Origin of the sequence: Flavobacterium macrobrachii, from assembly GCF_014486675.1 — a bacterium.
In the GTDB taxonomy this organism is placed as follows: Bacteria; Bacteroidota; Bacteroidia; order Flavobacteriales; family Flavobacteriaceae; genus Flavobacterium; species Flavobacterium macrobrachii.
Genome location: NZ_JACTAC010000109.1, coordinates 1 through 5,933 on the forward strand (window position 1 = coordinate 1; position 5,933 = coordinate 5,933).

Below are 5,933 nucleotides of genomic sequence, written 5' to 3' on the forward strand. Positions count from 1 at the left end.
GTTTGATTTAATATTCTTATGCTTTGACGATAGCTTTTGCCTGTAATGCGTTGTACGTCCTTTGGATATATACAAACTCTTTTTGGTACCTGATTCATACTTTAACCTTGCTTTTGAGTTGGCTTTGAGATAGGTTAAAGTTACTTAATTAATCTTTTCATTTAACGTCGGTTGGAATTAAGTTTTGATTCTTAAATAAGTCATTTAATGACAAATAAGGACATATTATGACATTTGGAATGGTTTAAGTTTTTTCATGGGTTTTGTGTGGGAAATTTGCCGTGTAATTATTTCAGAAAGTGTTGCAACCGAGTTTTGAATGATTTATGAAAGTGAAAAAATGTTGAACTAAAAATTTGAAGTTATGGCTAGACAAAAAGGCATAATTAAGTTAAAAGGTACTATCGGGGATATTACTTTTTATAAGACGCAGGATGGGCATTTAGCTCGTGAGAAAGGTGGCATTGAGGCAAGTAGAATTGCTAGTGACCCTGCGTTTCAAAGAACGCGTGAGAACGGTTCTGAATTTGGTAGAGCTGGAAAAGCAGGTAAGCTTTTGAGAACGGCTTTACGCCCATTGTTGTTAAATTCTGCGGATGGTAGAATGGTGAGTCGTTTGACGCAACAAATGGTTAAGGTTATCCAAATGGATGCTGTGAGTGAGAGAGGATTACGTAATGTAATTGATGGGGAAATTGAATTGGTTCTTGGTTTTGAATTTAATATTCGTGGGAAATTAGGAACTTCTTTGTTTGCTCCTTTTACTACGGATATTGACCGAGTAGCTGGAACTTTGGATGTTAGTATTCCTGCTTTTATTCCTGCGAATATGATTGCTGCTCCGAGTGGAACTACTCACTTTAAAGTGATTTCTGGAGGTGCTGAAATTGACTTTACAGGTGAAAGTTATGTGGTGGCTACTTCTGAAACTGCAATTTTACCTTGGGATGCTACAGCAACGGCTGTCATCAACTTGAGTAATGCGGTGACTGCTAACTCTACTCACCCACTTGTTTTGGCTCTAGGTGTAGAGTTTTACCAACAAATTAATGGGCAAATGTATCCATTGAAAAATGGCGCTTTTAACCCGTTATCGATTGTGGCGGTTGATGGAGGCGTGTAAGCTGGGAGCTGGAAGTTAGAAGCTGGGAGTTTATGATACTGTTTTTGACAAGAACTTATTTCCCTGAAGGAACGAATGGAAAATTGGAGTGTGAAGGCAAATTAATTTGTTATACCATTGAATTGCCGTGGAAGCGAAATGAGCGTGGGATTTCCTGTATTCCTGAAGGGAAATATTTTATTAGAAAGCGATATAGTGCGAAGTACAAATGGCATTTGGAATTGGTGGATGTACCAAACAGAACTTATATTTTGATACATCCTGCCAATAATGCGAAAAAGGAATTGCGTGGCTGTATTGCTCCTGTTACGAAACTTTCTGGACCTGGTTTAGGTTTACTATCCAGAAAAGCTTTTACAAAGTTGAAAGACTTAGTTTATAAAGCTTTGGATAGCAAAGAAAGTGTGGAATTGATTGTACAATAGTGATCCTTATCAGGGTTACATAAAAAGAAAGATTATGAATGTAGTAGAACGTGCTAAGGCACCCACTCCGAAATTTTTTAAGGTGTTGCGCACCATTGGATTAGCCTTATTAGCAGTAAGTGGAAGCATTGTAGCTGCTCCAGTAGCTTTACCTGCTGTTGTTGTAACCGTTGCAGGTTATGCTGCCGTTGCAGGTGGTGTTTTATCAGCAGTAAGCCAAATTACTGTTGATGATAAAACCGACAAAAAAGATGAGGTTAAGCCCGAAACTGACGTTGGAGAGAATGGATAATTCTTTAACTTTGAAGGCAGGAACTTTTGGAGGATTTGCATTGAGTGTTATACCAAATTTAACCTCAGCAGATGTCATAAAAACAATAGTTTTAGCCTGTATTGGAGCAGTGGTGAGTTTTGGTGTTACCTTGTTTTTAAAACGCCTCACCTCAAAAAAGAAATAAGCTCAGTTTTGATTGGTAACCTTTACTGAGTATGAGAAAGCCTGAATTATGTTCAGGCTTTTTTGTTTATTTAGATTGGGAAGTATCCACATTAAAATGTTTTGAAAGAACCTGTTTATCATTTATGTAAATATCTACCAAATATTCTCCTTCACCATGATAGTACCAACTTCCATCTCGTTTCTTTTCATAATTTCCAGATTTACTTAATGTTTTAGAACCATGAATTTTTGTTTTGTAATAATAGAATACCAATCTGTTGTTCTTATTCTCATAAACTATCTTAAAGTTCTCTTCATTTACTTCAATATCATGCTTTCCTTTATGTATTTCAACAGCTTTCTTTTTGTATTTTGCTATATAGTTGTCAATTAATATTTTGTTTTTAGTTAAACTTTCAGAACCTAATACTTTTTTTGATGCATCATAAATAAAAAAATCAACTTTGATGGGTTCCCTTTCTTCAAAATTTTCAAATTTATAATTGAAGCGAATTCCATTATTATTTGAATAGATTTTAACCTTATTATTTTCAAAAAAAACTACATCATCTTTGGTGAAGCTTGATAATAAAAATAATGAAAGAAATGCTGTTATTGAAATAATTGCTCTCATAAGTTTAAAGTTAAGTTAATAATATCGTCTTTTCTTGCTAACGTATTAATCCATTCTTTGGGAATATTATCCATACCATAAATCAATGCCGCTAAACCACCTGTTACAGCTCCAGTTGTATCCGTATCGTATCCGAGATTGACCGCTTTTAAAACAGCATCTTTAAAATTATTGGTAATTAGTATACACCAAATAGCCGCTTCTAATGTATCCATAACGTAACCTGAACTCTTGATATTGTCTTCGTCCACTTTTGAAATGTCTTCGTTTAGCAAACGATGAAACTTATGGATTTCAATGGGATTAATTTTTCTTTGTTCGAAATACTGGGTTAGTTCCGATTGTAATTCATTATAGGTTTGAAATTTTTCTTTTCCATCAATTATTTTTTTAGCGAATTCCAAATAATAAAAACAAGCCATAACGGAACGAACGTGTGCATGCGTGATTGAAGATATTTTTTTGGTCCACTCGTAACGTTCATCAATATCTAGGTCTTTGATATGAAGTACCAAAGGTAAAATTCGCATTAACGAACCATTACCGTTGTCCATTTCATCAAAACCACCTGCTAATTCAGGTGTTATTCCGTCTTCTAAACGTTCAATAGCAACACGTGTTCCTATACCAATGTCAAATACCCAGCCGTGAGGTGTCCATAAATTATCGTTTTTCCAAGCGATAAATTTTTTAGCAAGATTATGGATGTCTAAACCTTCCGTCATGCTTTCTGCTAAACACAACATCAAGGACGTATCATCTGACCAAGTTCCTTTTGGTTGTTCGTGAGTTCCGTATTCCCGCATATCAATTACGGGATTCGCTTTTAAATAACCTCGTGGTTGGAATTCAACTGGAACACCAAGGGCATCACCTACTGCGGTGCCGATGAGAATGGTTTGGAGGTGGTTATGCATTTGGGATAATTGTTATAGTATTTGCATTGGTAACTTGAAAAGTAATCACTAGACCTAAATTATAATTTGCTTGAATAAATTGATTCCATTCAGCTCCTCCGTAAAACCTAACACTTCCATTTCTATTGATAGTTCTATTGATTGTAGAATGAATAATTTGACCATTTGGCAAAATAATCTGTAGTGGTTCATTGTGATTTCCTAAGTGAAGTGATGCCTGAAATCCAACATTAAAGTAATTTTTATTGTAATACGTTGTTCCTAAGGTTACTTGATATTGGTTCATATATTTAAATGTTTACGTTCATCGCTTGAAGGGCATCCCAATCATTATTTCTGAAATAATTCATTATTTGAGACAGCATTACTTTTGTGTTATTATTTTCATTATTCATTCGCCAATTTTGTACTATTGGATTATTTGCTAAAATATTTACTCTTTGAGCTACAGCTGGACTAAAAGGAGTAACTATATAAAAGACTTTTTCTTGAAAATTTGGTTTTTTGATTTTTAATTTAAAAAACAGTTTAACTCTTCTTTGGAATAAGTTCAAATTTTCAATTGCGACCCAATTCGTTCCATTATCAAAACTTAAAGATAAAGCAAATTCTAATTCTTGTAAAGTTCTCATAAAAACATCAAATGATTTAGCATCATTCTCTAGTGAAATTAAACTATTATTTTGAATTTCTAATCCATTCATTCCGTATATACTAGCAGTATTAAACATTAGATATTTTGCTTTTGGATTATTTAAAATGTGGTTTATTAATATCAAATTAGGAGCGATATTAAATAATAAGTTATCGCTACCTTTATATTTGTTATCTTCCAATTCTCTTCTTACATTAAAAATAATATCACAATAGTTTACTTTTGAATTCAATAAAATATTTTGAATAAAATTAGGTTTTAAATCATTATCTTCTGGTAATTCAATTATCTCATTTTCACTCAAAAAATAATCCCAAAGTAATCCTCTATTTCCATGAAAGAATGAAAAACCAGGTCTTCTAATTACACCTCCATTTGGATTATTTATTATGTTTAATCCATATATATTATACAAATAACTAATTGGAGGAAAAGTTCCAATTATATATTTTTCAAAGTTTTGTAATTCAAATGTATCTAAATACGGATGTTTTTCAAACATAGGTTGTGGAGGTAATTGACCATTATGTTGTAATATATAATTGGCAATATGGTCGTTGTTTTCTGGTAAATTAGCTATTAAATCATCTAATTGTTGATTTGTTTCACCATTTTGTAATTTTCTTCGTAGAATCATATTTTTATAAATTTAAAAGTTACACTTTTTTTAATCTTGTATTTGTTTGTCATGTTTTACCCAAATATCCAATAGTTTTTGGTTGAAAGGTAAAATAATGGTAGTATTAAAATATTCCTTATAATCAAAGTTTGTTTTAAATGCATTTAAATAACTAATTGAACCTTCAAAAACCATGTAATCTTCATCATAAAAAAGACAAAAATCACAAAAACAATTCTCTTCTCTAAATTCGAAATTTTCATTTTTTTTAAAAAACAGATTGTTTGAAATCATTGAATACATAATTTCAGTTCCATCAAACATGATTTGTTTTACCAATAATTCTTCTTTCAACTTATAATCTACATTCTTGATTCTGATGTTTTGAAATCTTTTTTCTTGAAAGTGTTTCATGTTTGAGCCTATGTATCGATACATAGCTTTTGCCGAAAAAAAACTCGGTGGTTTCATAATTTTAATCATATACTATTGCTTTAATTTGTTTAAAAATTCTCGTTCTTCGCTAGTTAAATTTTCAACACCTACTTGGTTAATTTTTTCCAAAATAATATCCACAGTAAGTTTTGGTTTATCATCAAATTGAAAAGGAATGATTTGGTGCAGCAAACTTTCCAAATGGATGTTGTAAAAGAAATGTTCGTAAGGTTCATTTTCTAAACGGAAACTATAGCCTAAAATGTATTTATCAAGGATATAAATTTTTGTTAGTTTCACTTCATGTAAATATTGTGTACTGGGATAGTATTTTTTGAACTCGGTATGAATGGCTTTGAACTTTTGATTCAGAGGTTGGAAAAACTCTTTCAAATTAAAACCCAGTTCTTCCACCTCTATACAAGTAACACATGAAATGAAATGCGGAAAGATCATTTCATCAAAATCGACGGTATATTTTTGAAAGGGTTTGATTTCGAATGCCGTCTTTGATTTGGTTGTATCGGTATTAAAAATCCAATCGATAATTACAGAACGATAGGATTCGATTTCACTTAATTGGATGGGTATACAATATTCAACAATATCGTTAATTAAATATTCCGGTATATCAATCAACGGATAATCCTCTTTACTAGTAGTACCGAATAAAAAGTCATTAATTA

At 32.0% G+C, this 5,933-nt stretch carries 10 protein-coding genes; 4 read left to right on the top strand and 6 right to left on the bottom strand.

Annotated features, from left to right (window positions below):
- The first annotated feature begins 364 nt into the window (after positions 1 to 364).
- The 4 genes from IAI56_RS15025 to IAI56_RS15040 are packed head-to-tail and all read left to right on the top strand — an operon-like array spanning position 365 to position 2,006.
- Positions 365 to 1,123: a hypothetical protein gene (locus IAI56_RS15025; RefSeq protein ID WP_187658636.1), complete on the top strand. Its 759-nt coding sequence runs from the start codon at positions 365 to 367 to the stop codon at positions 1,121 to 1,123.
- Between the two features lie 32 nt (positions 1,124 to 1,155).
- Entirely contained in the window at positions 1,156 to 1,548 is a 393-nt protein-coding gene (locus tag IAI56_RS15030) for a DUF5675 family protein (protein WP_187658637.1), read from the top strand.
- 34 nt (positions 1,549 to 1,582) lie between these two features.
- Complete coding sequence (locus IAI56_RS15035) at positions 1,583 to 1,840, top strand: hypothetical protein (RefSeq protein ID WP_187658638.1); 258 nt, start codon at positions 1,583 to 1,585, stop codon at positions 1,838 to 1,840.
- Entirely contained in the window at positions 1,833 to 2,006 is a 174-nt protein-coding gene (locus IAI56_RS15040) for a hypothetical protein (RefSeq protein WP_187658639.1), read from the top strand. The genes IAI56_RS15035 and IAI56_RS15040 overlap by 8 nt, the downstream gene beginning before the upstream one ends.
- 66 nt (positions 2,007 to 2,072) lie before the next feature.
- On the opposite strand, the gene IAI56_RS15045 is transcribed toward IAI56_RS15040, so the two are convergent.
- The 6 genes from IAI56_RS15045 to IAI56_RS15070 all read right to left on the bottom strand — a co-directional run.
- A complete protein-coding gene (locus IAI56_RS15045; protein WP_187658640.1) occupies positions 2,073 to 2,621 on the bottom strand; it encodes a hypothetical protein in 549 nt (182 codons plus the stop codon).
- Positions 2,618 to 3,538 (bottom strand): ADP-ribosylglycohydrolase family protein, encoded by a 921-nt coding sequence (locus IAI56_RS15050; protein WP_187658641.1) that lies wholly within the window; start codon positions 3,536 to 3,538, stop codon positions 2,618 to 2,620. The genes IAI56_RS15045 and IAI56_RS15050 overlap by 4 nt, the downstream gene beginning before the upstream one ends.
- The gene (locus IAI56_RS15055) at positions 3,531 to 3,824 is read right to left on the bottom strand and encodes a hypothetical protein (protein WP_187658642.1); all 294 of its coding nucleotides are present in this window, start codon (positions 3,822 to 3,824) and stop codon (positions 3,531 to 3,533) included. Before IAI56_RS15055 ends, IAI56_RS15050 begins: the two co-directional genes overlap by 8 nt.
- 4 nt (positions 3,825 to 3,828) lie before the next feature.
- The gene (locus tag IAI56_RS15060) at positions 3,829 to 4,830 is read right to left on the bottom strand and encodes a hypothetical protein (RefSeq protein WP_187658643.1); all 1,002 of its coding nucleotides are present in this window, start codon (positions 4,828 to 4,830) and stop codon (positions 3,829 to 3,831) included.
- Positions 4,831 to 4,860: 30 nt separating this feature from the next.
- Positions 4,861 to 5,283 carry a hypothetical protein gene (locus IAI56_RS15065; RefSeq protein ID WP_187658644.1) on the bottom strand — a complete coding sequence of 141 codons (423 nt, stop codon included), beginning with the start codon at positions 5,281 to 5,283 and terminating at the stop codon, positions 4,861 to 4,863.
- A gap of 15 nt (positions 5,284 to 5,298) precedes the next feature.
- On the bottom strand, positions 5,299 to 5,933 hold a 635-nt coding region (locus IAI56_RS15070; protein ID WP_187658645.1), incomplete at its 5' end, for a hypothetical protein.